We start from the raw sequence: 26,534 nt of genomic DNA, 5'->3' as shown, positions 1-26,534 counted from the left end.
AGATAGAACTATTTTATCATTTAGAACAATACTTTATGATTTACCAACACATCTGACTCAACCAGCCAATGCGGGTTACAGGGGAGATAAAATCAACAGCCTGTTAAGTGCCATTAGATTTTCTCATTTGCTCTATTTGCTTTCTTGCTTCGTCAGGCGTTGCAAGATTGTCCGTTTCGGCATTTCTGACAAACCTTCGAATACGTTCTACTTCGTCAAAATAATTTATGATTTGTTCTTTCTCGGAACCTCCAAATAACTCTGGCCGATCAAGCATTCGCCTGTATAGGTCGTAAAATTCTGACTCACCGTGACGATATGCCTTTAAATTATCTTCAACTTTAAGCCCCCGATGAAATGCCAAGAGTATTGCTGTTACAGCAGATATAACAGTAACGGTTACCTTTGAGTTATTGCCATCAGCCACAAATGGGGTAAGCGTAGGAATCAAAACTGCAGAAGGGATTGTCCAAATCAACATATAGTAATGAAGGGACTTATACATTGCTGCCTTATTTTTCCAGTAGCCTAAAGTGCCTCTGATTCTAGAATAGTGCTGTATTAGCGCATGTTTAGACTCATCTGAAAAATGAGGGCTTTCTTGAAAAGCGTCCCCTGGAGGGGCAAGCTCGACTTTCTTACGAATAGCCATCAATGCCGGGTAAAAGCTAATAACCAGCACAGACAGATAAATAACAGTAGCTAAGATCCAATTGTCCATCTGATACGCGCTTAACAAGGAATTAGATAGTTTCCGTATATCTACCAATTAATACTCTTAAGCGCCTAGCAAAAAGTTAGCGTGTATTTAGAGCCAAATCCACGGCCAATTTCCTCAATGGCCTGTTCCAGTTCATCCGGCGTATATGCTTTGAAAGGCAGCCATTCATATTTCATCTTATGCCACAGCAATTCGATTCGGTTCAATTCAGGACTGTAGGGAGGCAGAAAATAAAATCGCATGCCTTTCTCTTCCAATAAATCCCAATAAGGTTTCAGCTTTTTGGCGGTATGAATGGAGGCATTGTCCAAAATCACCACCATCGGCTTGCTGACGCGTTCGATCAACGCCATCAGAAAGCCAAAGAACCACAGACCATTTACGCTCTGCCAAAGTTGGGTCAACAGTAGCCGCCCCGATGACAGCAGCGCGCCGATCACATTTATGCGCTGCGCGCGCTTAGCGGTAATGGCATGGACTTCGCCGCGCTTCGTCCAAGCCGAACGATTCGGTGGTTGCGGCGCAAATCCGGCTTCATCCACATACGCCAATTCGATATCACCGGCTTCCGCTTGCTTAATCAGTTCTGCGATATCGTGTCTCGCTTGTTCGAAGCGTTCGGGATCTCGCTTTTTTTTAAACTATAGCGCGTGCGCTTCCAGACATAGCCCATGCGTTTCAACTCGTTTCGCAACGTACCGGCACTGATCGTCACGCCGCATTCCGCCGTCAGTCGACTGACCAGAGCCCGACAGGTCAATGGTTCTGCCTCAATCCAGCCTTTGAGCTGATTGCGATTCGCGTCCGTCAGTTTACTCGGCGCACCACTGCGCGGCTGATCCGGTAAGCTCGCTAGCCCGTTTCTCCACCACTTCCGCCGCCGCTCACGAATCGCTTCCGGCTTTACACCCTGATGCGCGGCAACCGCAATCACTGTTTGACCATCGGATAACATCAGGATGGTTTGCGCCCGTTCGCGCTCTCGCCAATCACTCCCTTTCTTGACGATTATTTGGAGTTGCTCTCGTTCGGTTTCGCTCAATTCAATCGGTTTTACGCGCATTCCTTTAGTTATCGCTCTGTTCAAAACCCTGCTATTCTACTGCATGGCGATTTATTGTTAAGCGCTTATACACGATAGTTATTTGATTAGCATGAGATTTTCCTTTCTGTATATAATCTGTGACAGTAGTTATGGCTGGTAACGATCTTCTTGCCGCCATTGAATCAGAATAAGCGATAGTCCGCAAAGGGTCGATTCAAACCTTCCGGCACTAGATTAAACGCAACGCCCTCAACGTGCCTAGAGCTCGTAGGATGGGTAGAGGCGCTAGCCGAAACCCATCAAAAACACCATCGATTACGCCAAATCCAATTCAGGATATATGCCGCCCGCCCAATTTGCCGGGAGAATCCCGCGATTGACGAAATCATGAAATGAAGAATATCGCCAATCAGCAACACAACGGACATAACCGTGTTTTACTGGATTGTAATGAATATAGTCGACATGCTTGACGAAGTCGTCCTCGTTTCTAATTCGATGCTCCCAAAACCGTCGTTGCCAGATACTGCGCTCCTGTTTGCTTTCGCGGCTTTTGGAAATTCGCTCGCCTTTTTCGACCTGTTTACTAAAGTGGGTCTTAATGAACCGCCAGCGACAACTAAAATCATCATCACCTTCCGGCAAAGTCCAAATAGTATGGAGATGCTCCGGTAAAACAACAATCGCGTCGATATTAAACGGGTGTTGATCTTTTACGTTACGAAAAGACTCGCGAAGCAGTTCAATCTTATCGGTTAGCAAAGTCCGATTTCGCTGCGCCAAATTGACTGTGAAAAAATAACAACCGCCTTTGAGGCGATGTCGACGATATTCTGTCATATCTCATCTATCGGCGTTTCGTTTGATGGGTTTCGCTTCTCTCTACCCATCCTACTGTCGGCAATTGGCTCACCCCAGGGCATTGGATAAACTTTGTCTGTTGTCTCGTATGGGTCGACTCAGGCCTTCCAGCACTAGATTAAACGCAACGGCCTCAACGTGTCTAGCGGATGGATTATTCCGCCGGCCCAGCTAACAGCCTTTCCGCCTGCCGATAACTCAAGCCGGAAATTCCCGATTTTTGCATCGATTGTTTCAGCGAATAAGCCAGCGCCGAGGCAAGGACGCGGGAGTAGTACGGCAGGGTTTCCAGGTACACCGGCAAGGCGGCGTCGATGGTTTCGGCTTGTTGCAGTTTTTGTTCGAGTTGGCGGCGGCGGCCGGCGATTTCTTCGAGAAATGCGGGATCAGCGGCGCAATCGTCGGATAACGCCAAAGTCCAGGTTAAATCGGATTGTAATTGGCAAGCGCCGATATAGCGGCCGGATCGGGCCGGCGACCATTGCTCCGGCGCGATCAGCGACAGCCGGTACTGGGTATCCTTGAAGTACAGCCAATAGGTTTGCCCGGCGGTCGGTTTGAAGCGAATCCGGCTGTTTAACACGAACAGCGAGGTGAACAAGTCGCTGCTGATTTGTTGAAGGTTCTTGGCGGGTACGACCAGTTGCTGCTTGGCTTGTTGCAAGCTGTCCAATAGCGCGACCAAGCCCTTGCCCTGCGGATTTGCCGGTTTAATCGTTGAATTCATCTTTCCAAGTATTCGGTAAGTTTGCAAAAACAGTTTCCGGCAGGTTTGGTCAACGTAGTGAATTTGGACGTCTATACCCGCGCGAAGGGAATTTTTAGCTTCTCTCGGAGGGGGAAGGAGATTTTTCTACTTTTATTGGCTCCCTAAGTATCATGGCTATAGCGATGAATCGCCGTGCGGCGCAAACCGGTTGCGGTAAACCATGCTCAGGCGCGGATGGCGGCTCAGCTTGCCGGGGGCAAAAAGCCAGCGCGTAGTCCGGTATCTTGGCCCCCCAATACACGCCACGCACGTATTCGCGCCAGCCGATGATTTGCCTGATAAAACCTTCTACCTCTACCAGCGGCGCTCCGCTCTAGCGATAAGCCGCTTCGGCTGGTTCAACCACTTCGCGCGGGTTGAGCATCTTGCTGTTCATGGCAAGCGACAGTAGCGAATGAAACAAGCGCCAACCGCGCGCCGGCTCCGCGTTCTGAAAATCGCCGAACTACGCCAAGCCCTCCCTGATGAACGCATAACGCTTCCGCCCGATTCAGCGGCCAGCGTCGGCAATCCCGAAACGTTGTCCAGCCGCCTTATCAACGCAATCAGGGCAATGTCCATAGCGATATGCCGGAATTTGCGGCAAATAACATAGTTATTGCTTTATTTCGATTCAAAATGGCTAGATTCAATTTAAGCAATTGATTTAAATAAAATAATATCCAATTTAGCCGATGGCAAGGTAGTTGCTTTAGTAAGGCTGCTCGACCGATTAATCCCGTATATATCGTATCGGAATAGCCTAGCCGGCCGGTCGCAAGCTCGAGTACATCAATCCGGCAACTTTGGGTTGCCGTTATCGAATATTTAACTAAACGTCGCACACGCGTTTTCCTGTTTAACACGAGGTGTCAAATGCACTTTACAAACAAACTGGTGCTGAGCGGAGCCTTGCTGGTGTCGCAAGTTTCGTTCGCCCACGGGCCGAAACCCATGCCGTTGATCGACGTGCCGGTGCCGCCGGTGCCGGGATTGACGGACGGTTCCGATCCCATCGTTACCAACAAAAATATCGCGGTAGCGCTGGGTAAAGCCTTGTTCTGGGAGATGAACGTCGGTAGCGACGGCATGGCGTGCGGCTCTTGCCATTTCAACGCGGGTGCGGATCGGCGGGTTAAAAACCAATTGAATCCGGGCGACAAGGGTACTCTTGCGACCGCCCACAGCTTCGAAACGACGGCGTCCGGCGCGGACGGCGGCCCCAACTATACCTTGACGCCAAGCGATTTTCCGTTTTATCAATTCAACGACCCTATTCACCAAGCTAGCGGGGTCAAATTCCAAACCGACGACGTCGGCGCATCGTCCGGCACGTTTAGCGGTCAGTTCAAAACCGCGTCGCGCTTTAGCGGCAGTAACGATACCTGTAGCCGTAGCGCCGATCCCTTGTTTAGCGTCAATCATACCGGAACCCGCCGGGTGGAGCCTCGCAACGCCCCGACCATGATCAACGCGGTATTCAACCATCGTAACTTCTGGGACGGACGGGCGAACAACGTGTTCAACGGTAGCAGCAACTGGGGCGAGCGCGATGCGGAGGCCGGGGTGTGGATCAAAAAAAATGCCCGTAGCGTCGTCAAGCAGCCTTTGCATTTGATCAATTCCTCGCTGGCTTCGCAGGCCGTGGCCACGGTGCAAAGCGATACCGAAATGGCTTGCGTCGGGCGTAATTTGGCCGACGTCGGACGTAAACTACTGTCGCGTCAGCCTTTGCAAACCCAGCAAGTACACGGCGAAGATAGTGTGTTCGCGCCTTTGCAGTTGGTGGCGGGTACCCAGAAAGGCCTGAACACCACTTATAAAGCCCTGGTGATGGCGGCTTTCAATCCCAAATATTGGTCGTATAGCCGGGTAGGCGAATTCGGCGCGCCGGCCGCCGGCGGCAGTGCCTATAACCAAATGGAAGCCAACTTTTCGATGTTCTTCGGCTTGGCGCTGCAGCTTTACGAGGCGACCTTGGTGTCCGATCAGGCGCCCATCGACCTGAGCCCGCGCGACCCGGTCACTATGGAGCCGACCTGGGAAGGCATGGGCTACAGCGCGGCGGAAATTGCAACCCTAAAGGCCGGGCTACAAAAATTCGAAAGCAATCACTGTAATTTGTGCCATTCGGGACCTTTGTTGACCAATGCGGCGATTGCCGCCAACTCGGCGTTGGTGACGCCGACCGACGGCGCCTTCTTCGGTCCCGAGCATTTCCGCATTCCGTTCGGGCCGACCGCGATGGGACCGGCGATTAGCCCCGGAGCGCCCTACCCGGCTCAGGAAGGCGGCATTACCCCGCACGGCAACGTGGTGGGGCGGCAGGACATACGAACCGGCACCCAGCTGATCGACTTCGGTTTCGCCAATACCGGCGTGGCCGACCCGAATAACGACCTTGGCGTTGGCGGCAACGATAGTTTCGGCAATCCTTTGTCTTACGCGGCGCAATACAAACAATATCTACTCGGCAATTACGACTCCGTGGTCGATTCGGTGGTTTATAACCAAAAGGTCTGCGATTTCAGAGCCTTGTTCAGCTACAACGATAATTTTGAACTGCCGGACATTTTTACCGCGCTGGACGGTTTGCAGGTCGATGGCTCTCGCGAAGGGCAAGCCCGCAATCGGGATTGCATCAGCGATCCGAGTTTAGCGGCGTATATCCCGACGATCACCGCGGCTAATGCCAACAAAGATACGGCAAAAATGGCCGTCTCCAGCAAAGCCGCGTTTAAAGTGCCGACCCTGCGTAACGTCGAGCTGACCGGGCCTTTCATGCACAACGGCAGCATGGCGACCTTGGAACAAGTGTTGGAATTTTATTCCCGCTTGGGCAACAACCAAAATCCGGATCAGGATAACTTCATGCCGTCCATTGCCTTGAATGCAAGCAATAGCGCGCAGTCCCGCGCGCAAATCGTTGCCTTTTTGAAAACCCTGACCGACGAGCGGGTGCGCTACAAGCGGGCACCGTTCGACCATCCGGAAATCGCGATTCCGCACGGTCATCAGGGAGACGAAGTCGCGGTGGTCGCCGGCAATGCCTTGGGCAGCGCGTTTGCCAAGGACGAGCTGTTGACGATTCCGGCAACCGGTGCAAACGGATTAACCGAACCGTTAGTGCCATTCGAGCAGCATTTACCCGACTAAAGCCCGCTTACGCCCGCAGCCGCATTTTCGGCAGCGGGCGTAAGCGGCTTTACCGACCTAGTCGTGCGGTGCCGAATGCGCCGTACCGCAGTTTTTGAGAGAGTTTATGAGCAAAAAAGAGTTCAGCCGGTGGATGGCCGGCACCGCATTATTGATTTGCGCGGCACCTTACGCGCAAGCCAATACCTTCAGCAGCAACGCTACCGTCACCTTCACGATAGACAGCATCGTCAATACCAGCGGCGTGGCGGAGGATTGGCAGGGCTTGCAGATCGGCGGCCGTTATGCGCTGGATCAAAGCCTTTCCTACCTCAACGACGCCGAGGCGGTGAATGGGGCGTTTACCCCTATCGATGCCAGCGGCGATTATTCGGCCAGTATAGGGCCGGGCAGTTTCACGAAAACCATGGCGATTTCCGGCTCCACGAGCAGCGGCTCCGCCGATGCTTACTACCTGGGGTTGTTCGACTTGACCTTCCTGAACAGCTCAGCCCATTCCTTCGATATTCAAGTGACCTTGAGTTACGACTTGTCTACGTCGGTCAGCGGGGACTATAGCGAAAGCGCTATCCAACTGGACTATTTCAACGCTACTGGCGGCTTCGATTCCGGGGCGAACGGGCTTTCGGTCTACGCCGCTACCCCTTATTTTTCTGCCGACGGCTTGATCGGCGCGGTGGTTTACAACTTCAGCTTAAACCCCGGCGACAGCGAGGCGGTTTACGTCGACGTCGGCACATCCGCCTACATCGAGACGGCGCCCGTGCCGTTGCCGGGCGCTTGGTATTTGTTTGCCACGGCAATCGCCCTACCGATGTGGCAAAGAGTTAAACCACGCATCGCTTAACACCTTTTGTCGCAATAAGCGGCGCTTTGCCCGGGTTGGTCAGGGCGCCTATTTTCATAATGGAGAAATCAACAATGTCGAAACAACATGCCAGTCTGACCAAAGTTATCAAAGTGCTGCTGACCGGAACCGCGCTGTCTGCCGCCTGCGTTTCCAGCGCTTCCGCCCACGTGATGTACAACACCTACAATCACCACACCGCTTATTTGGCCACGGATGCCGGCGACAATGGCACAGACGGTTGGGTATGGGGCTTTGGCGGCACATCGGGCGGTAACTCCGCCAATACCAACCCCGGTTGGGTAGGCACCAGCAACGGCGATGCGCCGTTCGGTTACGTCGGCGCGCCTATCTTGAACTGGGCGGCAACCCTGCATGGCGCGGGCGGCGCGTTGGAAGTATCGCAACAAGATGCCTACGACGACTACGGCGTATATGCCGACATCGATACCGCCGGCGGTGCTTGGCGCGATGCGTCCGGTACCGGTTGGAAGCACAATACCGACATCGGCTTATTCAAGTCGGAAGTCACCCAATACGTACACCTTAATTTGTCCGCGATTAACGGCCCGATCGCCAATTTCGGCGTTACCGTGTTCGAAGGCATGGCGACCAATTTAACCGGTTATTCCCACCACGGCCCATGGAACAATGCCGAAGCCGGAACCCCTTATCTGCCGCCGCTGAAAATTCCGGTCGGCGTTACCAACCCGTTCGGCAACACCGGCTTGGATACCGTCGTAGGCTACGACGATAGCGTCGACAGCGTCAACGCGTTTACCTTCCTAGCCGAAGCCGGCGTCGTCTACACCATCGCCTTGGGCGGCAGCGGCGGCCTCCATTGGAATCAACAGCACGACGGTTACGTGTTGGACATCACCTCCAGCCCGGTGCCGGTGCCTGGGGCGGTTTGGTTGTTCGGCAGCGCCCTGGCCGGCTTGATCGGTATGCGCAGAAAAACCGCGGCGACGAGCTGAAAGTTGCCCGATTAAGATCTTGGCGGCGTTTTTTACAGTAGTTACGGTTTCCGCGTTGTCGCGGTAACCTCAAAACTGCTTGGACGCCGCCGGTCTCGGGTTAAACCCGGATGAGGAATTCCCTGCCCGGCAGCGATTGCCGCCGCGAGGCCGATTACAGACAGCTTCGCTTTTTAGGACAGCGATTCGGTGGAAAACTTAACCTCGCGGGAATGTATATGGTCAAACAACACCACCCAAGCATCTCTGTGAAACAGCCCTCCCGTTGGGTGGCCCGCAATACATCGATATACCGAACCAGCGTCCCCAGCTGCCACTCCTGCAAGTTTGCCGTAAAAAATACGTCCCACCCGGCACCCGATACCGCCGGCAATCCGTGGAAGCCGCCAGACGCTCCGCCAGAACAGTCATTAGCCGCCGCGAGGCGGTTCCGGAACGCCGAAGGCACATCAGACAACCGGGTTACCTGTATTTAAGAGCCGTTACATATGGCATCCGGACATCTTTCTCGCGGGTTGATGAAATCCTGCGTATGGGTGACTTGGCAGTACTGTTTAAGGAAAATTTAATTATTAAATACAGTTTTAGGGAACCTCTGATTAATACCCCTCGAGCGATATAATTCATCAACAGCCCCGATTTCGAGATAGCGCGCATGGATCAATATCGACAGCTCAGTTTTGCCGACGCCGAATACGCCAACAAAGGCAAAGTCACGCGGCGTGAAAAGTTTCTCGATCAACTCGAAGACTTATTGCCGTGGTCCGTCATGCTGGCGGTGATTGAACCGCATTATGCATCCGGCCAAGGGTGTGGTCGCAAACCGTTTCCCTTGAGTGCGATGCTGCATGTTCACGTGGCGCAGATTGTCTACAACTACTCTGATCCGGGCATGGAAGACGCGCTGTATGAAATTGAATCGCTGCGGCGTTTTTGCCGTATCCGTCTGGAAGCGGTGCCGGATGAAAGCACGATTTTACAGTTTCGACACTTACTGGAAGCCCACGGGCTAACCGAGCAAATCTTCCAGGCCATCAACCAAACGCTGAGTGAACGCGGCCTGTTTTTAAAAGCTGGGACCATCGTCGATGCCAGTCTGATTGCCGCGCCGACCTCGACCAAAAACCAAAGCAAGGCGCGCGATCCCAAGATGCAATCGAGTAAAAAAGGTAATCAGTGGTTTTTTAGCAGCAAGTTTCATATCGGCGTTGACCACGAAACCGGCTTGGTGCGTACCCGCCGGGAACGTGAGCGACGTGGCTGAAGCCGCCCATTTGCTGCACGGCGAAGAGCCATTCGTGCACGGTGACGCCGGCTATCAAGGCTTGGACAAGCGCCCCGAGATGCCGATCGAAAACCCACCCGCTTGTGTCATTGCGATGCGTCCGGGCAAACTGGCCATGTTGACCCAAGACGAGAGCGCGGAGGCCAAAATACTGCGTGAGGCCGCCTGAGAACTGGCCGGCCGCCGTGCAAGGTCGAGCACGTATTTCCGGACATTAAAATCCGCTTTGGTTATGCCAAGAATCGCTATCGTGGCTTAGCCAAAAACACTGCTCGTCTGACCTTTCTGACCGCGATTGCCAATATGCTTCGGGGTGACGCTTATGAACGTCGCTGCCTGATTGCGTCTGAAGTTTGAAAAATGGCCCGGATACGGGGCTTGGGCAGCGAAAAATCGGCTGTTTTGATGAAAAATACAGTCGATTATTGAGTTTTAACCGGTTAGTTACAACGCTGATTTTCAAAACGGCAGTTTTTCAGAGGTTCCCGAAGCGGTTCTGTTATGTCAGTCGGCGAATTGTTGAGTGTAGTAAATTCGTAGCGTCAAAATTCCCGCCAATTGAGTTCAATTATTAGCCTCAAAGGCCACCGTTTCGAAAAGTCGTTTATCCTGATTTGCGTACGGTGGTATCTTGGGTTCTGTCGCAAAAAATTGGGTGAGTCAAAGTCGGTCGGCCTTGGGTCGGGCAGAATTTTCTTGCTAAAGCCAACAACTGGCGATAAGCCGGAATGCCAATTTGCGAAAGCTGTCCCTAAAGGCAAACCTATTGGCCTTTGACCTTAATATAGGTTTCATCCATCCACCACCAAGTCGCTGTCAGCCGCTTGTTTTTCATCGCGGCTTTGGCCATCAAAGGCGAATAGCGAACCACTCAACGGTTAAGCGTCGCATGATCGACCTCAACGCCTCGCTCCGCCATGATCTCTTCCAGATCGCGGTACGCGGCGCCATAACGAACGTAAAAATACACGGCGTAAAGAATCGCGTCTTTCGGATAATAGGTGCCACGGAAGCTGATCATGCGATGAGGCTGCTCAAATTTGGACTATTATCCAAGTTCAGCGGCGTATTTGCGGCAGAACCACCATACGGCAGCCGAATTTAGTGATCGCGCCGTCGAAGCGCATTGCGATAGCGCGCCAGCGCCCACAGCGGAAAATATTTATCGTAACCGTGATATTTGAGGTAAAAAAACCGCGGGAACCCAGGCGCGTTGAAGCATTCGTCTTGCCAGAATCCATCCGCCCGTTGATTTTTCAGTAGATAACACGCAGCCTCCTCAACTTCATTACTCCCCACTTCTCCAGCCGCCAGCAGCGCCATTAGGGCGAGCGATGTATGAAACGCCGAGCTGCTCGAGCATTCACCGCGCGAGGCGGTATCGTGATAACTGCCATTGCCCTCGCCCCAGCCGCCATCGTCGCGTTGCTTGGCTTTTAGCCAAGCAACGGCCTTGCGAATGCCGGGATCCTGTTTATCGACGCCAACCGCCTCGAAGGCCAGCAACACCGACCAGGTGCCGTAAATATAGTTGGTGCCCCAACGGCCGAACCAGGAGCCGTCGGCCTCCTGCTGATTACGCAAATACTGCATGCAACGGTCTAGCGCTTCGCGGTATTCCAAATGCCGGGCGCTCAGTTTTCCCAGCAACATGGCGCAGCGGGCGCTGACATCGGCAGTGGGCGGGTCCAGCAGTGCGCCGTGGTCGGCAAACGGGATTTGGTTGAGCGCATAATGCGTATTGTCGGCATCGAAAGCGCCATAACCGCCATTTTCCGATTGCATGCCGGCAATCCAGTTGGCCGCGCGATGAATATTTTCGTTAAATTCCGCTTTATCGGCCTGCATCATCGCGTAAGCAACCAACGCAGTATCGTCGACGTCCGGATAATAACTATTGCCAAATTGAAAAGCCCAACCGCCGCCGCGCAAATTGGGCCGCTGAACTTGCCAGTCACCGGGTTCGTCGCGGAGTTGCTTGCCAGCCAACCAGCCCAGCGCCTGGGCTACAGCTTGTGCGGTCTGCTTATTGTGACCCTGGCGTTGAGCTTCTTGTAGCGCGAGTACCGCTAACCCGGTATCCCAAATCGGGGACACGCAGGGCTGACAGTAAGCCATGTCGCCATCGATCACCAATAATCTATCGATTGCCGCTCTGGCGATTTGCCGCTGTTCATTGTCGGCAGGAATTCCCAGATAATCCATGGCTTCGTAGGCATTGACCATTGCGGTGAATATGGCCCCGAGTCCATCGTGGCCGTTCAGCCGAGCCATGAACCATTGTTGTGCCCGGGCGGTTGCCTTGCGGCGGACAAAACCGGGTATCAAGGGCTCCATCAATCGACCTAGCCGATCCAGCATCAGTATGGCCTTGCCCAGCCGGGTACTGACGTGAGAAAAATAATGCCGCTCCTGGGCCGGCGGGGTGAGGAATAACTCGGCAATACCGATTCCTAGCGGATTGCGCGCCTTGACCCGGTTGGAGCAAAGAATCGACAACGGCACTATCACGCTACGCGACCAATAGGCAATCTTGTCTAAATGAAATGGAAACCATTGAGGCAACAGCATGATTTCGACCGGAATAAACGGAACGGCGCGCCAGGGAACTTGCTGAAACATCGCCAGCATGATTCGGGTAAACACATTGCTGTTGGCGGCCCCACCGCGAACGAGTATCCAACTTCTGGCCTTGCACATGTGTTCCGCGTCCGGCGAATCGCCGGCCAGTTTTAAAGCGTAATACGCTTTGACGGAACAACTCAAGTCGCCGTCCCCGCCGATATAGAGCGGAAAACTGCCGTCGGCGCTTTGCCGACAGCGCAAGAACTTGGCGAGCTTTTCCTGAAGCGCCGTATTGATTTCATCCATGTAATGCATCATCAAGATGTACTCGGCAGGAATGGTGCAATCCGCTTCCAATTCGAACACCCAATATCCCATTGGGTTTTGCAAACGTTGAAGACTATCCTTAGCCAGGTTTATTGCTCTGTCGACGTTTAAAAAGTCGTTACCGAAATCGGCATCCGAACCCGGCAATGAAGAGTTTTCCGTTAACATGATAGATGTTTGTCCGCTTTCACCGGTACGACAAAGATAGCTTCAGCATGTGCAAGCCATTAGCCATTCAAAAAAAACCGCCGCAACGAATAGCACGTTGCCGCGGCGAAAAGGTATTCAACCCAATGGGCAGACTGTCTTGGCGCCCCAAACCGACGTTGGCGCAGCCTAAATTGCCCCAGCATGGCTTGAACCGCCGAGAATCAGTGTAAGCGCCCGTTCATGCATCGTCTGTACGCTGGCACACATAGCGCCCCAGTTCTCGCTCACTCGCTCACAAGCATTCCAGCGTGCAAGCCCACAAAATTACTGGCAATATATATAGCTTGCGCATTACCAAGAGAACGGAATCAGTAAACCTTGTCGGCTTGAGGTCACTCTCGGTGAGGATTGTTCAGGCCAACCTTACAATTTCCATTGAACTCGAACGTAGCTGATGACCGATCTCAACACCCCTGATCTTAACCAGTTATTGAACGCCCTACCCAGCCCCGAATATCAGCGGCTGCAGCCTTATTTGGAACCTATCGAACTGCGGCTGGGCGACGTAATTTACGAACCCGGCGATAAGTTGCAGCACGTCTATTTTCCTACCACTTGCATCATTTCGCTTTTGTACGTGATGGAAAACGGCGCCTCGGCGGAAATTGCCGTTATCGGCAGGGATGGCATGGTCGGCGTGGCCTTATTCATGGGCGGCGGCAGCATGCCTAACCGGGCCGTGGTGCAAAGCGCCGGTCATGCCTTTCGGCTGAGGGCGCATCTGCTGATGAAAGAGTTCAACCAATTCGGCCCCATGTTGCAAATACTCCTGCGTTATACCCAGGCTCTGATTACCCAAATGGCCCAGACTGCGGTCTGTAATCGGCATCACACTGTGGACCAGCAATTGTGCCGATGGCTGCTATTGAGCCTGGACAGATTGCCGTCCAACGCACTGAACATGACTCAGGAATTGATCGCCAATATGCTCGGCGTGCGTCGGGAAGGCGTAACCGAAGCTGCCCGCAAATTGCAACAGGCGGGATTGATTGATTACAGCCGCGGCCACATCACCATACTCGATCGGCCGGGGCTGGAAGCGCGGGTGTGCGAATGCTACCAAGTCGTCAAACTCGAATCGGATCGACTGTTCCCCCCCCCCCCTCGCCGTAGCTGAAAAAGAAGCTCGGAGCATTGTCGCAAAGCTAAATCTCCCACCCTGGCGATTTAGCCCAACGATAATTCGCCGATTTCCGGTAACGCAGGACCCGCTGATCCTACTCGTCAATCTTTTTTATCAACCTGCATTTCCACGATGCCTTGCTCAACTTCGGCGACGCCCTCCGGTAAATTGCCGGCCTTAGCCGCTTTTATACCCGCTTTCAGCTTGGCGTTAGCCCGTTGCAGGCGAATAGAGCTGCCATTCTCGTTTTGTTTCTTTAACGCTTCCCAAGCAACCTTCGCGCTATCGATAAAACCCTCAGTATCGCCGGTTTTGCCTATCTCAACCGCATTTCTGGATAAGGCGATCAGATTGGTAAAGCTTTCGTTCAACGGGCTACCTGCGGCCTGCACGCTCAGCGACGCGCAAGACAAAAGCAGCGCAACTAATAAATTTCTTGTTTTCATAAAAATACCTAATAAATTAACAATCTAAGATCGAAAACAAGCTTTTCCACTCGCTTAAGATCAACAGCCTTCAAGCATTTGCTCAATGCCCTGAAATCATCGCAGATCGCCCGAATCGCCTATCGCATGGATAGGCTTCGCATTGAATCCGCAAGTTTTCCGATTGGCAATTGCACTGTAGCGAACCTGGGCTTCCCCGGTCTGTACGCTAAAGCACATAAGATCTGTGCGGTGGAAATTTAAGTGTCGAGCGCCCTATTCCTATGTGCGCCAACATACAGACAACAATATCCAGTAGCGGTAATCTCCGCCTGCACAGAATAGTTGTCCTATTCCTGCTACCCCGGCAGAGCAGCCTGCATTTGTTGTATCGCCAGTCGGACTCCTCACGACATCGCTAGAGGGCAAGTGTGCCAATCATCCTAACTATTCATGCCGGAAACCAACTCCTGGACGCACTGCCCGCCAAGGATCGCGACAACGTCCTGGCACACTGCGAACCGGTAAACTTGGGATTTGCCAAAATTCTGTATTTGCAGGGGGATCCCATACGACACCTTTACTTTCCCACTACCAGTTTTATTGCCGCAGTCACGCCGGTGCATCAAAACAATGGCTTGGAAGCCGGTTTAATCGGCAACGAGGGCGTTTTGGGCATTACTCGGATGCTGGAAGTCGAAATCGCACCGTATCAAGCGTTGGTGCAGGGTGCCGGCTCCGCTTTACGAATACCGGCGCCGCTGTTTTTGGAGGAATTGGGCCGGAGCCCGGCATTACAAATGCGGTTAAAACGCTATCTATATGTTTCGATTATGCACCTAGCGCAAACCGCGGCCTGTAACCGCTACCACCCTTTGGAGCCGCGATTGGCACGCTGGCTGCTGATGACGCATGACCGCGCGCAAGCGGACACCTTTCATGTCACCCATATTTTTCTGGCTTACATACTGGGCGTACGCCGGGTCGGCATTACCAAGGCCGCGCATTCGCTGCAGGAACAAAATTTGATCAGCTATCGGCGTGGCAACATTACAATTTTGGACCGCAGCGGCCTGGAGCACGCCGCCTGCGGCTGTTATCGAGCCGCGAGCCAGAACTACGACAGATTCATGGGCAGCTGATAAAGCAGCGCTAGATAGCGCTCCTAGATTTCCGAGACCTCGACAATCATCCGGTTTCTGCCAGACTTTTTCGTTGGTTTTCTCGAACTTGCGACCGATAGTGTCCATGGCCTTATCGATTTCTTGTCTGGTCTTCTGCGCCGAACCGTCCCTTTCGCATGCACCAATAAGCCCCAAGGCTAATAGGACGCAGCTCAAGACGAGTAATATGCTTTGCTGGTGATGACTAATGGTTTTCATAGGATGCGGCTCGGTTGTGTGATCGAATGTTCGCAAGTTGACGCGAGAACACCGGCTCCAGATTCAATCGGCATACGCGACAGGCAGTATCTATGACACTGCATTCGACGGCATTTTAAGAATGCGACCGCCGGTGATCTGTGCGATGTCGAACATACAACCTCTACCGTTTAACACTTATCGGCCGCTGAAACACAGCAGCTTAACCCCATCCCCCCTGTCTTATTTGTAAACGAGAGTCCAAGCTAACCAACCGAAATTAGGCTGAATCTCGAGTATTTGGCGCCAATAACAGCCGTCATCCCAAACTAGACGTCGCTGCCATGGCGTTTATTCGCGCTAACTTTATCCCGACCAACACATGGCGCGGCGCTGAAAAACTTCGCAAACTCAACTGCCGTGACCGGTTTCGAGAACAAATACCCCTGACCGTAATCGCAGCCGGCCTGGATAAGTATATCGCGCTGCTTTTCGGTTTCCACACCTTCGGCAATGACTTTCATACCGAGGATATGCGCCATCATGATGATGGCTTCGCACAGGGCCATGTCGGTGGAATTGGGAGTCAGATTAGAAATAAAGCCTTGGTCGATTTTTAAAAAATCGATTTGATACTTTTGCAGATAGGATAGGGCCGAATAGCCGGTACCGAAATCGTCCAACGCAATCTGTATGCCGGCGTCTTTAAATGCCCGCAATTTCTCGGCGACCGTAGTGGAGGCTTCCAATAACAGCCCTTCGGTAATTTCCACCACGACAGAACAGCCCGGTAATCGCAAACGCCGCAAATGCTCGAACCAGTCGCTTAGTTTGTCGCTATTGTTATGAAATTGCGCAGGCGATTTATTGATACTGATCTGGAACTCGGCGTATTGCTTGCCACGCCAGATCGCCACTTGTTCGGCTACTTGATGAAATACCCAGGAACCTATTTCACAGATCAATCCGGTGTCTTCCGCGATGGGAATAAATTCGCTGGGATTGATCGAGCCGCGGGTGGGATGATCCCAGCGTATTAGAGCTTCGGCTTTATGTATTGCGCCCGAGGCGAGATCCACAATCGGTTGATATGCCACCCAGAATTGCTTATCGGCTAATGCGTGGCGCAAATCATTGGTCAGCCGTAAACGCGCTTCCGCGGCAGCCTGCATCGCAGGCGTAAAGTAGCAAAAACGGCTGCGCCCTTGTCTTTTGGCGGTATACATAGCCTGATCGGCTTTTTTCAGCAATTCTTCCAGATTATCGGCATCGTCGGGATATAGCGCGATGCCTATGCTGACCGAGATGTAACAGCGCTGATCCTTCAACTGGAACTGCGCCATCATAGTCCGCAGAATGGCTTCGGCGACTCTGTCTATGCTGTTCAGGTCCTGCAATTCTCCCATGATCAAGGTAAATTCGTCGCCGCCCGGTCTGGCCAGAGTATCGGTTTCCCGAATGCATTTGATCAAGCGCTGCGTGGTTTCCTTGAGCAAGCGATCGCCGACATCGTGTCCCAAGCTATCATTGATATCCTTGAAATGATCCAAATCCAGAAACATTAGCGCCAATTTTTGATGGCCGCGTTGGGTTTTATTGATAGCCTGCTGCAAGCGGTCTAGAAACAGCCGGCGATTCGGAAGGCCGGTGAGCGGATCGACGTTGGCTTGTCGGTGAATGATTTCTTCCGCTCGTCGTTGTTCGGTAATATCGGACGACATGGCCACCCGCCTGACGATCTTCCCGTCGTCGCCATACACGGTGCTAATGGATAAGCGGGCCAGAAAATCCTCGCCATTTTTATGGCGATTCCAAATCTCGCCTTGCCAATGTCCGGTGTGACATAAAACTTGCCACATGGCCTCAAAAAAAGCCTGATCATGACGACTTGATCTCAATAGAGAAGTCGGCTGCCCGATGGCTTCTTCCGCCGAATACCCTGTCTGTACGGTAAATGCAGGATTGACCGCGACAATTCGATTGTCGGAATCGGCGATCATGATCGCCTCTTCGATCGCCATGTATATCGTCGCGGCCAACTGCAATTCTTGTTCGTTGCGTTTGCGCTCGCTGATATCCACCATCGCCGCCAGACAGGTTCGATTCTGCGTATCGGCAGCCGCCTCGACGGTTACCCAGCCGGATCTACCACCGGATACCAGCATGATCTCGCAATGCTGTACGCCAACATTGACGAACACCTGTTGTATGAATTGATTGAACTCATGCCGATACTGGCAAGCAATAAATTCGGAAAACAGCCGTCCGGTTATCTTTTTACGCTCTACTCCCAACAGACGTTCACCGCTGATATTGGTTTGCTGAACGCGGCCGTCGTCACCAAGAGTAAAGTAGGCAGCTGGAGCGAATTCGTACAGTTCCGCATAGCGTTCCAAGGCTTGTTCTGCACTCGCGCGGGCTTCCCGCAAGGCGTCGTTCTGCAGTTCCAGTTCGATCTGGTGCACTTTCAATTCATGCAGCAGCTGGTCTTGCGGTTCAATCGACTGTTGCGTTGCGGCTTCCGCCAACTGCATTTCGGCGCGCTGTTGCAGCTGTTTTGCGGCGCGTTTTGAATCATTCCGAGTTTTCATGGCGGTTCCTCAATTCGGCTTCCAGCCTCTTGGTTTCCGAGATATCGATAAAAGTTATTACCACGCCGTCGATCAAATTGTCCTGAGTGCGATAGGGCATGATCCGGACCTTAAACCAACGCTGGTCGCTGGCTTTGACCTGCTTTTCGACGAACACCAGCGTACGCAGGACTTCCTGCGCATCCTGCTGCAATTGCGGATATTCCAGATCGGTAACGATATCGGACAGCGGCCGCCCGACGTCGGCGGCGATCAATTTGAACAAATGGCTGATATGGCTGGTAAAGCGGCGGATATGGAGGGCGCTGTCGAGAAAAACCGTCGCGATCTCCATGCTGTTCAGCAAATTGTTCATATCATTGCTGGCGCGAGACAAGTCGTCGACTTTGGCTTGCAATTCGGCATTCACGGTTTGCAGTTCCTCGTTCAAAGACTGCATCTCTTCTTTAGAAGTAGTCAACTCCTCGTTAGTGGACTGCAATTCCTCATTGGTCGATTGCAGTTCTTCGTTGGCGGACCTGAGTTCCTCCTGCGAAGTTTGCATTTGTTCGCGTAAGGTTTGTAATTGCTCCCGGGCTTGCAGCAACTCTGCCTGGACAAGTTCCTGCGACGCGTTCGGCGACTTGCGGGCAGATTTGCCGACTGGCGGTTTCGCGACATCGGTAAACACCACCATCAACATACCCTTTAACGCTTCCGGTTTGTTGATGGCCTTTACCGACAAATTCACGGTTTGGCTGCCGTTGTCGGTTGCAACCGCTAGCCCTTGTATCTGCACAATATCGCTTTGAGTTTTGGCGGTGTTTAGCGCCCCCATCAGTTCGTTTCGCAAACCCTCGCGGGCCATGGCATGGATATTCCAATTGGCCTTGCCGGCAGCCGGCTCCAGATATTTACCGGTACGTCCGCATATATACAGAATGTCGCCCTCGGCATTGACCAACACCGCCGCCGGCGCGAAGTATTGCAGCAATAACTGATCCGCCAGGAGTTGCAGATTGGCGATAGGATGGTTTGTATCGGCTTCTTCGACCATGGTTGCGACAGGAAAATATTTGGTGGGAAAATCGATATTTAACGGAAAAGGCGTGTCGATACGCCGATAAAGCCTCAGCTTATTGTCGATCGCGCTAAGCAAGTGACTCGCATTGCCTATGGTTTCGGCATTACCGAGCATCAAAATACCGTGGCCGCACAGCGTATAGTGGAACAGCAAAATCAATTTTTTCTGCAATTCCTGGCTTAGGTAAATCAACAGGTTGCGGCAGCAAAGCAAGTCCAGCTTGGTAAACGGCGGATCCATGATCACATTATGCGGCGCGAAAATCACCATCTCCCGGATTTCCTTTTTAATGCGATAACCGCTGCCATCGACCGTGAAGAATCGGCTAAGCCTGTCCTTGGAAATTTCGCCGGCGATAGTGGCCGGATAGAATCCTTGCCGCGCCTTGGCTATCGCATCTTGATCCAGGTCGGTAGCGAAAATCTGCAGTTTGAACAGCTGTTGATATCGATTTTGCGCTAAGACTTCCTTGAAAATCATAGCCAAGGAATAAGCCTCTTCCCCGGTCGAGCAACCCGGCACCCAAGCCCTGAGGGACTTGCCAGCCGGATGTTCAGCCAGCAGCGCCGGAATCGCTTCGGACTTTAGCGCATCCCACACCACAGGATCACGAAAAAAACTGGTGACGCCGATCAGTAATTCCTTGAACAGCAAATCACATTCCTGAGGGTTTTCCCGAAGATAACGCACATAGGTCGCTATCGCATCGATTTGATGCACGCCCATGCGCCGTTCGATACGCCGGTAGACAGTGTTTCTTTTGTAAAGAGAAAAATCGTTACCGGTGCGATCGCGTAGCAGAATCACAATCTGTTCCAGCGCGGTTTGGCTTTTTATTTCCACTTCCACATCGGGAACCACATGCAGACCGCGCGGACTATGCTGGAGATAAGCCAATATCTTTTGCCACAAATCGTGAGGCGGTGCCACGATATCCGCCAAGCCGGCGTCGATGGCGCTGCGCGGCATAGAATCGAATTGTGCGGAGTCGGGCGACTGCACCGCCGCCAAACCGGCGTTCTCCTTAATGGCACGGAGCCCCAAGGTGCCGTCCGCACCCATACCCGATAAAATCACCCCGATCGCCCGTTCGTGCTGGTCTTCGGCCAATGAGCGGAAAAACCCGTCGATCGGTAATCGCACGCCTCTCAGAGCCGGAGGTCCAAGCAGGTACAATTTGCCGCGTAATATTGATAAATCTTTATTGGGGGGAATCACGTAAATCCAGTTCGGCTTAACCCGCATGCGGTCGCCAGCCTGAACTACGGTTAGCGGCGTGACGCGCTGCAACAACTCCGGTAGCATGCCTTGATGATTAGGATCTAGATGCTGAATAACGACAAACGCTACGCCGCTGGCAGCCGGTACATGGGCAAAAAAATGTTCCAACGCATCCAATCCGCCAGCAGATGCGCCTATGGCAACCACAGGCGGTGTGTTATCGCTGTCGGTAATAAGTTTGGCTGGGGTGGGGTGCTGATGTGAGCTGATTACCGCTAAGGCACCGGAACCTACCGTGGCAGCGTGAGTTTTAACCATTTTTCAGCTCACTTAAAATTGGATGCATGCAGAGAAGAAGGCCACTACGTTGTTGTCATCTCTTTCCGCAAATCCGGTCAAGACGTTCGACAAGGTTCGCAAACTCTTTATTCTCACGCCCTTAATAGCTTTAAGCTAACACAGTTAGATCCGACGATTCAGTGCGTTAACAGACATTAAATCACAGATCCGAAAAGGGCATAATTACCCAAACAGACGAATTCAACCGCATTCACCGGGCTGCGAAACGCTTGGCATTGCGCCGAAGCGCTCGCCGCTTGCTTTTGGGTAAATGCCTCAACGTGAGGAAGGTAGTGGTGCGCGCACCGGATTCATTATTGCCGAAGGGACCTAACAGGAGTAGCGTCTTGATGGGTGGCGCTGCAACGCCGGCTGGTCTGTGTGCTTGATTTTGGTCAAACAACATTCGTCACCGATATTCGAGAAATGAGACTTTGATGGTTTTGCCGTAAGCCCGCATTAAAAGCAGGCTTACGTTTATAGCGGAACTGCTGTTGGCTCTAAACTCGTCAATCTTCAATCCAGATTAGTTCAACCCGGCGATTTTCGGATTTACCCGCCTCGGTAGCATTATCAGCGATAGGCTGGGTTTCACCGTACCCCTTTGCCGACAACTTGTTGGTAACCCCTTTCATCTTCAGATATTCCACCACCGAGTGCGCCCGGCGTTGCGAAAGCTGCATGTTGTACGATGCGCTGCCTTCGCTACTCGCATGCCCCTGCACTTCAATTTCATTTTTCTGAGGAAAGGCCATCAAATCCTTGGCGACGCCATCCAGCAATTCTTTGGCATGCGAATTCAGCTCGGCAGAATCGTATTCGAAGTGTTGGCCTTTAAGGATCAACCTGACCGCGCACCCCTTTGAATCGACCAAAGCACCTTTGACGGTACCGGGACAGGTATCCAAACAATCGTTGACTCCGTCGGCATCCGCATCGAGCTTGCTGCAATCCATCTTTACCGGGGCCGGCGGCATGCGGGTTTCGGACTTAGCCACGTATTTAGGTTTGTCGCCAAACGGAATCACCACGCCCAAATTGACGGTCATATCGTGAAATTCGTCGGTACCCGCTTGGACCTGAGCGTTGAGATTATTGTTGTAGCGATAACGCACGTCGCTGCGTATCAACAGGTGCTCGTTGACTTCATAACTTGCCCCGGCGCCGGCTTCGCCGATGAAACCGACACCGCAATTGGCGGACGCGCAGGTATTCATTCCGCCCAAACCCAGCACCGCATAAGGCGAGAACTTGTCGCGAAAAAGGTAATATTGCACATCTGCCGTACCGCCTGCTAAATCCCAGGGCCCGTTATCGCCGCCGAAACCTTGATAAAAGCCTTTCAATTCGACGTTGAAATGCTCGTCGATCATTTTGCCGACACCAACCCCGCCGCCCCAGCCGTCGGCGGCACGCCTATCGCCGCCGGTATTCACAAACGACGCGAAAGGCGCGACGTACCAGCGAGTATCATCCAATTGGTCTGCGGCCTGTACGAACGGCAACCAACCAGCGCCGACTATCGATACCAGGACCCATTGTTTCTGTTTCAGCATAATGCTTACCTTTGGTTAAATGTAAAAATCGAAATCCTCGCGTCAGATCCTCGGATCGCCAGACCCAACAAACACGCTCGTCTAATTGGGGCAACAGTGACCCGCCCTCAGCATGCGGGCTGCGGAAAAAGCAAGAAATGTTGTTACAAAATCTCGGATGTAGCTTAACGGCAACATAAAAACTGCGTCGGTGCGTTACCGCACATAGCCAAAAACTTCGCGCTCACCCGGTGCTTATACGAGTATGTTCGCTAACGTACCGACGAACTTCGGCGTTGCAGTTAGAGTACCCCACAAAGAATCTAGCAAACCGTTGATTCCGCGCAGGGCTTGACAAGCCCAACGATGCGGGAAGCAACCATTTGCTGTTCATCGCCCCCTCTGCACGGTGGAGGCCGTCGTAAGACTCAATCAGCGATTTCTCAATCGGAGAGCTAATCATGAAACAATTCAGCAAAACGTTAACCGCATTCATTGTGACCCTCGCATTAATCACCGCTGCGGGCTGCGCTTCAACATCTAAGCAAGAGGGAGCCGGCGAATACGTCGATGACAGCGTCATCACTACCAAAGTGAAAGCAATGTTATTCGATGAGCCCAACTTGAGATCGGGTCAGATCAATGTCGAAACCTTCAAAGGTGTCGTGCAATTGAGCGGCTTCGTCAGCTCGCGAGGAGACATCAATCGTGCTGTGGAGATTGCTCGCAGCATCAAAGGTGTAGCGTCGGTCAAAAACGACATGCGACTAAAATAACCCAGGAACCCATTATGGAAACCGTAGATAAAGCATCTAATTTTGCGCATGAGGCGGTCGATAAAATCGCCAGCGCATCCAATCAAGCCGCGGACGCGCTGGAAGAAAAAGGCCAACAGCTGAAAAATGCCGAACAGCGTTTGATGAAAAATTGCCAGGTTTACATCCGCGACAATCCCGTGACTTCTTTGGGTATCGCAGTAGCCGCCGGCTTTGTTCTGAGCCGTTTATTGAGCAGTCGGTAACACCGAACCTTATGCATCCGGATCGCGCCGTCGGCGATGATCGATCTGCAGACGATCCGCCCAGCGAGTTAGGCGGACTCGAGGATATGCAGGCTTTCTGGCAAGAGTTGAGAGGTTTAAGCCACGACCGCCTGCGACTCGCCGCTCTGGAAACGCAACGGGCGGGTTTGAGATTGGTGGACATGCTGGTCGCGGGCGTTATGGCTGCCGCGCTGTTATTCGCTGCCTGGCTGGGATTGTCAGCCGCGGCCGTCTTAAGATTGATCGAAAACGGCATGGAGACAAGCAGCGCCTTGCTGCTAGCCGTTGCCGGCAATTTACTATTGGTATTGATTCTGGCCGCCGCGATCCGGCGTAACAGTTGCTACCTCGCTTTTCCCGCACTCCTCCGCAGTATTCAGACGCCACCGCCGGTTCGAAATCGGTGAGGAAATCGCCATGAAAACAGCCTTCTCTCCCCTAAACCTGAGTAAAACCGCATCGTTGAACGGGCAAATCCGCCATGCTGAGCAGCAATTGTTACGCCGGCAACGGCAACTTGCGAAGGCTTCCGCTAAGTTGGGCAGTACCATCCATCGCCTAATGACTAAACCTACCAGCTTGCTGTTAGCGAGCGGAACCGGATTTATCATCGGCGAATTGACCAAATCCCAAGCGCCGCTAAATCGCGATGCCGCCACCGGCGCAGCTGAAGTTGCCGCCACTTCGACACCGTTGATGGCTCTGCTCAGTCTAACGGCCTCGGTGCATACCCTGTGCACGGCATTGCCGCTGGCCTGGATGATCAAGTCGTTCTATCAACACGCGCCTTCCTCAACCCATCCAACTAGCGACGGTTAGCAACGAATGCGGGCACAGCCAACCAAAAATATATCAAAAATTGTTACCGAAAATTTTCCTTTAGCGACGATGCCATAGTAATCAATGTCCAACCTCGAAAACCAATATCAACGCTCAACGAAAATGCAATAAACCATAGCGACTCGGGGGAAACGGCCCAGATAATTATTCCAAGCAGTATTGAAACAAATCCCGTTACTTTATTAGATAATGGATTAGGAATTTCTGCGACGGATAAAAGAATATTTCTATAAATACCCTGTGTTAGCAAATACCCTACAATTAGCATATTTAAACTACTGCTAGAATTAGTATTACTGGACGCGACAAGCATGCCTGTAATGAAATCCAACACGCCTCCTTGCATATTGAATAGAAATCCTTGAGCATTTTCGGAAGATATCCCATCGATACACCTTAACGCGCCGATAAACACCAAGATTATACCAATAGCGGGCCCCCAGGATGCATCGTTGCTAATCATATACACATTGGGCGAAATGATGCATAACACCGCAATAATAATCCCAACCGCAATCATTGCAAAGCCCTGGATAGTGTACCACCAGGGCCTTGCAGTAAACTGAATCAATTCGGCAGTAATTTTTGACTTAATCATTTGTTAAATACCCATCAAATGCTTGCTTCCTCGAAAATATCCTGTTTGATTTTATCTATTAAAGACAACGATATCCGAGGATATCTTTACTGACGGCTTTTTAACTTACTCTGTTGTCGATTGCTTTGCCATCGGTCAACGCATACCAACCGATTGCAATCCTATATAGCATCCATACTACCGTTATGATCAAAACAAATATGCCGGCTCCCAAAGTAAAGGTAAGCCCGGCTAACGCAAATCCAGCCAATGCCACCCAAGTGGTTTTTATTTGCCACTCGAAATGCGACTCCAGCCACGTACCCTGAACGTCGTTTTTCTTCAAGAAATTTATGGCCACTCCTAACAGCAACGGCAGGCCCGCCAGCATAAAGGTTAATATCTGGCATAGATAGACCGATGCCGTCATTCTTTTTAGGAATTGCATTTTTTCGTCATTTGATTTTTGAATAGACACGTCGCTCATAAATTACCTTCACTTAGATACTCTAGGTTAATCAACATAAAATAGCACTCCATATAAATTAGAGAACCACGAATAACTTAATAACCATCGTAAATTCCGGCGATTAAGACAACCGCAGCTTCGATAAATGCTTCTGGGAGAACGATAGCCGCCAAGTCGAGCTTAGTCTGTACGCCGGCGTACATAATCAGTTTTTAAGGGTTTCCAAGATTAAGCGCTAAGGAACCTCTGATTAATTCGGTATCGCGTATTTCAGGGTCAATTAAATCAATGGCTTGCGCTTCTGTTGATCTTGAAAAACTGAATTAATCAGAGGTTCCCTAAAACAAAATATAGTCAATTCAACTATCGTCATCCGGTTGAATCATAACTATCATGCCAGCCCATTTGTCTGTATCGGTTATGCGTGAATCTGACGTAAACACACATAAACAATAGGTTCAGACAGCCACATAACTTTATTTTGACAATTTGTCGGCGGTATTTCCAAAAAATACAGCGGGAAAAACCCGCTGCAGTTTTTACTATTACTCGAAGCGTCTCTATTGTGCAGATTTCAAGTGCACCACTGCCTCTTCAGCCGCTTTTTTGGCTAAGTCGGCATGGCCTTGCTTACCATGCTCGACCGCTTGATCCAGACTGGCAGAACCCGCATCTAGATGTTCCATCGACTTTTTGACATGCGTTTTTGCTGCCTCGGCATGCTCGGCAATGGTATTTCCATCGGCAGCTTTGGCGGCTGCTTCTGCGTGTTTTAATGCTTGAGCCATGTGCCTTTCGCTTTCAGCTGCAAACGTACCTAATGAACTCAGCGTCAACACGATGCCGGCAAATAAACCTGTAAATTGAGCCATTTTAATTGTCATAATTACCCCTGCGTGGATGTTTTAGATAGCCAACTTTGCAACCTGGAGCGATTAAACAGCCAGACTACCTAGTAAGGCCGGATTAGCGCGCATTTTTTATATCGTCTTTAAGGTCGGCATAACGCGCCCTTACCTTGCCGTCGTTCTTTCGCACCTTTTCTACCATTTCCATACTTTCATCCTCCCAAATTTTACCGACGACATCATTGGTGTTGCCTAAAACCAGTTCCAATCTGCCTTTCAGTTGATTTTTTTTCATATTGCTCTCCAGGTACTGCATAGATCATGACCAAATTAGTCTTGACCGGTATCGGGAAGAATA

23 protein-coding genes and 2 pseudogenes are annotated in these 26,534 nt (G+C 51.8%); 10 read left to right on the top strand and 15 right to left on the bottom strand.

The genetic code is table 11. The features are described from left to right. Nucleotides 1-103 precede the first annotated feature (103 nt). From F1E05_RS09050 to F1E05_RS09030, 5 genes are all read right to left on the bottom strand, one after another. Nucleotides 104-721, bottom strand: coding sequence for a DUF4231 domain-containing protein (locus F1E05_RS09050; protein WP_150047982.1), 618 nt, complete (start codon nt 719-721; stop codon nt 104-106). A gap of 65 nt (nt 722-786) precedes the next feature. Beyond that, nucleotides 787-1,302, bottom strand: a complete 516-nt coding sequence (locus F1E05_RS09045) for an IS630 family transposase (RefSeq protein ID WP_232056862.1) — start codon at nt 1,300-1,302, stop codon at nt 787-789. Beyond that, nucleotides 1,302-1,784 carry a helix-turn-helix domain-containing protein gene (locus F1E05_RS09040; RefSeq protein ID WP_150047952.1) on the bottom strand — a complete coding sequence of 161 codons (483 nt, stop codon included), beginning with the start codon at nt 1,782-1,784 and terminating at the stop codon, nt 1,302-1,304. Before F1E05_RS09040 ends, F1E05_RS09045 begins: the two co-directional genes overlap by 1 nt. Before the next feature lie 297 nt (nt 1,785-2,081). Continuing rightward, a complete protein-coding gene (locus tag F1E05_RS09035) occupies nt 2,082-2,606 on the bottom strand; it encodes an REP-associated tyrosine transposase (RefSeq protein WP_150047981.1) in 525 nt (174 codons plus the stop codon). A 175-nt stretch (nt 2,607-2,781) separates the two neighbouring features. Next, nucleotides 2,782-3,354, bottom strand: a complete 573-nt coding sequence (locus tag F1E05_RS09030; protein ID WP_190303290.1) for a DUF2452 domain-containing protein — start codon at nt 3,352-3,354, stop codon at nt 2,782-2,784. A gap of 897 nt (nt 3,355-4,251) precedes the next feature. Between F1E05_RS09030 and F1E05_RS09020 the strand changes: the two genes are divergently transcribed. The 4 genes and pseudogenes from F1E05_RS09020 (at nt 4,252) to F1E05_RS09005 (ending at nt 9,997) form a co-directional block, all read left to right on the top strand. Further along, nucleotides 4,252-6,531, top strand: coding sequence for a cytochrome-c peroxidase (locus F1E05_RS09020; protein WP_150047979.1), 2,280 nt, complete (start codon nt 4,252-4,254; stop codon nt 6,529-6,531). 106 nt (nt 6,532-6,637) lie between these two features. Further along, nucleotides 6,638-7,378 (top strand): hypothetical protein, encoded by a 741-nt coding sequence (locus tag F1E05_RS09015; RefSeq protein WP_150047978.1) that lies wholly within the window; start codon nt 6,638-6,640, stop codon nt 7,376-7,378. A gap of 74 nt (nt 7,379-7,452) precedes the next feature. Next, a complete protein-coding gene (locus tag F1E05_RS20560) occupies nt 7,453-8,355 on the top strand; it encodes a VPLPA-CTERM sorting domain-containing protein (protein WP_232056830.1) in 903 nt (300 codons plus the stop codon). A 655-nt stretch (nt 8,356-9,010) separates the two neighbouring features. Further along, a pseudogene (locus F1E05_RS09005) lies at nt 9,011-9,997 on the top strand (IS5 family transposase). 409 nt (nt 9,998-10,406) lie between these two features. Here the strand turns inward: F1E05_RS09005 and F1E05_RS20555 are convergent. Beyond that, a pseudogene (locus F1E05_RS20555) lies at nt 10,407-10,661 on the bottom strand (IS6 family transposase); the annotation flags it as partial. Nucleotides 10,662-10,741: 80 nt separating this feature from the next. Next, complete coding sequence (gene shc, locus F1E05_RS08995) at nt 10,742-12,700, bottom strand: squalene--hopene cyclase (RefSeq protein WP_150047976.1); 1,959 nt, start codon at nt 12,698-12,700, stop codon at nt 10,742-10,744. Nucleotides 12,701-13,136: 436 nt separating this feature from the next. Here shc and F1E05_RS08990 point away from each other — a divergent pair, with 436 nt between their 5' ends. Then, nucleotides 13,137-13,859, top strand: a complete 723-nt coding sequence (locus tag F1E05_RS08990) for a Crp/Fnr family transcriptional regulator (RefSeq protein ID WP_150047975.1) — start codon at nt 13,137-13,139, stop codon at nt 13,857-13,859. A 107-nt stretch (nt 13,860-13,966) separates the two neighbouring features. On the opposite strand, the gene F1E05_RS08985 is transcribed toward F1E05_RS08990, so the two are convergent. Beyond that, complete coding sequence (locus F1E05_RS08985) at nt 13,967-14,311, bottom strand: hypothetical protein (RefSeq protein WP_150047974.1); 345 nt, start codon at nt 14,309-14,311, stop codon at nt 13,967-13,969. A gap of 410 nt (nt 14,312-14,721) precedes the next feature. On the opposite strand from F1E05_RS08985, the gene F1E05_RS08980 reads away from it, so the two are divergent. Then, a complete protein-coding gene (locus F1E05_RS08980; protein WP_197737424.1) occupies nt 14,722-15,432 on the top strand; it encodes a Crp/Fnr family transcriptional regulator in 711 nt (236 codons plus the stop codon). Nucleotides 15,433-15,980: 548 nt separating this feature from the next. Here the strand turns inward: F1E05_RS08980 and F1E05_RS08975 are convergent. From F1E05_RS08975 to F1E05_RS08965, 3 genes are all read right to left on the bottom strand, one after another. Next, nucleotides 15,981-18,242, bottom strand: a complete 2,262-nt coding sequence (locus F1E05_RS08975; protein WP_150047973.1) for a sensor domain-containing protein — start codon at nt 18,240-18,242, stop codon at nt 15,981-15,983. Beyond that, nucleotides 18,226-20,844: a chemotaxis protein CheB gene (locus tag F1E05_RS08970; protein WP_150047972.1), complete on the bottom strand. Its 2,619-nt coding sequence runs from the start codon at nt 20,842-20,844 to the stop codon at nt 18,226-18,228. Before F1E05_RS08970 ends, F1E05_RS08975 begins: the two co-directional genes overlap by 17 nt. 530 nt (nt 20,845-21,374) lie before the next feature. After that, nucleotides 21,375-22,421 (bottom strand): OmpA family protein, encoded by a 1,047-nt coding sequence (locus tag F1E05_RS08965; RefSeq protein WP_150047971.1) that lies wholly within the window; start codon nt 22,419-22,421, stop codon nt 21,375-21,377. Nucleotides 22,422-22,861: 440 nt separating this feature from the next. On the opposite strand from F1E05_RS08965, the gene F1E05_RS08960 reads away from it, so the two are divergent. From F1E05_RS08960 to F1E05_RS08945, 4 genes are read left to right on the top strand one after another with little or no spacing between them, the layout of a single operon-like run. Continuing rightward, the gene (locus F1E05_RS08960; protein WP_150047970.1) at nt 22,862-23,176 is read left to right on the top strand and encodes a BON domain-containing protein; all 315 of its coding nucleotides are present in this window, start codon (nt 22,862-22,864) and stop codon (nt 23,174-23,176) included. Nucleotides 23,177-23,190: 14 nt separating this feature from the next. Further along, a complete protein-coding gene (locus F1E05_RS08955) occupies nt 23,191-23,421 on the top strand; it encodes a DUF883 family protein (RefSeq protein ID WP_150047969.1) in 231 nt (76 codons plus the stop codon). An 11-nt stretch (nt 23,422-23,432) separates the two neighbouring features. After that, nucleotides 23,433-23,849 carry a phage holin family protein gene (locus tag F1E05_RS08950; protein ID WP_150047968.1) on the top strand — a complete coding sequence of 139 codons (417 nt, stop codon included), beginning with the start codon at nt 23,433-23,435 and terminating at the stop codon, nt 23,847-23,849. A 10-nt stretch (nt 23,850-23,859) separates the two neighbouring features. Further along, the gene (locus F1E05_RS08945) at nt 23,860-24,261 is read left to right on the top strand and encodes a hypothetical protein (protein WP_150047967.1); all 402 of its coding nucleotides are present in this window, start codon (nt 23,860-23,862) and stop codon (nt 24,259-24,261) included. Between the two features lie 43 nt (nt 24,262-24,304). Here F1E05_RS08945 and F1E05_RS08940 read toward each other — a convergent pair whose 3' ends face one another. The 4 genes from F1E05_RS08940 to F1E05_RS08925 form a co-directional block, all read right to left on the bottom strand. Then, nucleotides 24,305-24,880, bottom strand: a complete 576-nt coding sequence (locus F1E05_RS08940; RefSeq protein ID WP_150047966.1) for a hypothetical protein — start codon at nt 24,878-24,880, stop codon at nt 24,305-24,307. Nucleotides 24,881-24,980: 100 nt separating this feature from the next. Continuing rightward, nucleotides 24,981-25,346, bottom strand: a complete 366-nt coding sequence (locus tag F1E05_RS08935; RefSeq protein WP_150047965.1) for a DUF4870 family protein — start codon at nt 25,344-25,346, stop codon at nt 24,981-24,983. Between the two features lie 542 nt (nt 25,347-25,888). Then, entirely contained in the window at nt 25,889-26,212 is a 324-nt protein-coding gene (gene smbP, locus F1E05_RS08930) for a small metal-binding protein SmbP (protein ID WP_232056829.1), read from the bottom strand. An 82-nt stretch (nt 26,213-26,294) separates the two neighbouring features. Next, nucleotides 26,295-26,471, bottom strand: a complete 177-nt coding sequence (locus F1E05_RS08925) for a CsbD family protein (RefSeq protein ID WP_150047964.1) — start codon at nt 26,469-26,471, stop codon at nt 26,295-26,297. Nucleotides 26,472-26,534 lie beyond the last annotated feature (63 nt).

It is taken from the genome of Methylomonas rhizoryzae, from assembly GCF_008632455.1.
GTDB classification, from domain to species: Bacteria; Pseudomonadota; Gammaproteobacteria; order Methylococcales; family Methylomonadaceae; genus Methylomonas; species Methylomonas rhizoryzae.
This window is presented reverse-complemented; position numbering and strand designations above follow the sequence as displayed.

What these genes read in the sequence shown, in the direction of transcription:
- F1E05_RS08945 (WP_150047967.1), top strand. Translation starts at nt 23,860, where the DNA reads ATGAAAACAGCCTTCTCTCCCCTAAACCTGAGTAAAACCGCATCGTTG.
- F1E05_RS09015 (WP_150047978.1), top strand. Translation starts at nt 6,638, where the DNA reads ATGAGCAAAAAAGAGTTCAGCCGGTGGATGGCCGGCACCGCATTATTG.
- F1E05_RS08935 (WP_150047965.1), bottom strand. Translation starts at nt 25,346, where the DNA reads ATGAGCGACGTGTCTATTCAAAAATCAAATGACGAAAAAATGCAATTC.
- F1E05_RS09035 (WP_150047981.1), bottom strand. Translation starts at nt 2,606, where the DNA reads ATGACAGAATATCGTCGACATCGCCTCAAAGGCGGTTGTTATTTTTTC.
- F1E05_RS08965 (WP_150047971.1), bottom strand. Translation starts at nt 22,421, where the DNA reads ATGCTGAAACAGAAACAATGGGTCCTGGTATCGATAGTCGGCGCTGGT.
- F1E05_RS08990 (WP_150047975.1), top strand. Translation starts at nt 13,137, where the DNA reads ATGACCGATCTCAACACCCCTGATCTTAACCAGTTATTGAACGCCCTA.
- F1E05_RS08940 (WP_150047966.1), bottom strand. Translation starts at nt 24,880, where the DNA reads ATGATTAAGTCAAAAATTACTGCCGAATTGATTCAGTTTACTGCAAGG.
- F1E05_RS09050 (WP_150047982.1), bottom strand. Translation starts at nt 721, where the DNA reads ATGGACAATTGGATCTTAGCTACTGTTATTTATCTGTCTGTGCTGGTT.
- F1E05_RS09040 (WP_150047952.1), bottom strand. Translation starts at nt 1,784, where the DNA reads ATGCGCGTAAAACCGATTGAATTGAGCGAAACCGAACGAGAGCAACTC.
- F1E05_RS08960 (WP_150047970.1), top strand. Translation starts at nt 22,862, where the DNA reads ATGAAACAATTCAGCAAAACGTTAACCGCATTCATTGTGACCCTCGCA.
- F1E05_RS09030 (WP_190303290.1), bottom strand. Translation starts at nt 3,354, where the DNA reads ATGAATTCAACGATTAAACCGGCAAATCCGCAGGGCAAGGGCTTGGTC.
- F1E05_RS09020 (WP_150047979.1), top strand. Translation starts at nt 4,252, where the DNA reads ATGCACTTTACAAACAAACTGGTGCTGAGCGGAGCCTTGCTGGTGTCG.
- F1E05_RS20560 (WP_232056830.1), top strand. Translation starts at nt 7,453, where the DNA reads ATGTCGAAACAACATGCCAGTCTGACCAAAGTTATCAAAGTGCTGCTG.
- F1E05_RS08955 (WP_150047969.1), top strand. Translation starts at nt 23,191, where the DNA reads ATGGAAACCGTAGATAAAGCATCTAATTTTGCGCATGAGGCGGTCGAT.
- F1E05_RS08975 (WP_150047973.1), bottom strand. Translation starts at nt 18,242, where the DNA reads ATGAAAACTCGGAATGATTCAAAACGCGCCGCAAAACAGCTGCAACAG.
- F1E05_RS08970 (WP_150047972.1), bottom strand. Translation starts at nt 20,844, where the DNA reads ATGGTTAAAACTCACGCTGCCACGGTAGGTTCCGGTGCCTTAGCGGTA.
- shc (WP_150047976.1), bottom strand. Translation starts at nt 12,700, where the DNA reads ATGTTAACGGAAAACTCTTCATTGCCGGGTTCGGATGCCGATTTCGGT.
- F1E05_RS08950 (WP_150047968.1), top strand. Translation starts at nt 23,433, where the DNA reads ATGCATCCGGATCGCGCCGTCGGCGATGATCGATCTGCAGACGATCCG.
- smbP (WP_232056829.1), bottom strand. Translation starts at nt 26,212, where the DNA reads ATGACAATTAAAATGGCTCAATTTACAGGTTTATTTGCCGGCATCGTG.
- F1E05_RS08985 (WP_150047974.1), bottom strand. Translation starts at nt 14,311, where the DNA reads ATGAAAACAAGAAATTTATTAGTTGCGCTGCTTTTGTCTTGCGCGTCG.
- F1E05_RS08925 (WP_150047964.1), bottom strand. Translation starts at nt 26,471, where the DNA reads ATGAAAAAAAATCAACTGAAAGGCAGATTGGAACTGGTTTTAGGCAAC.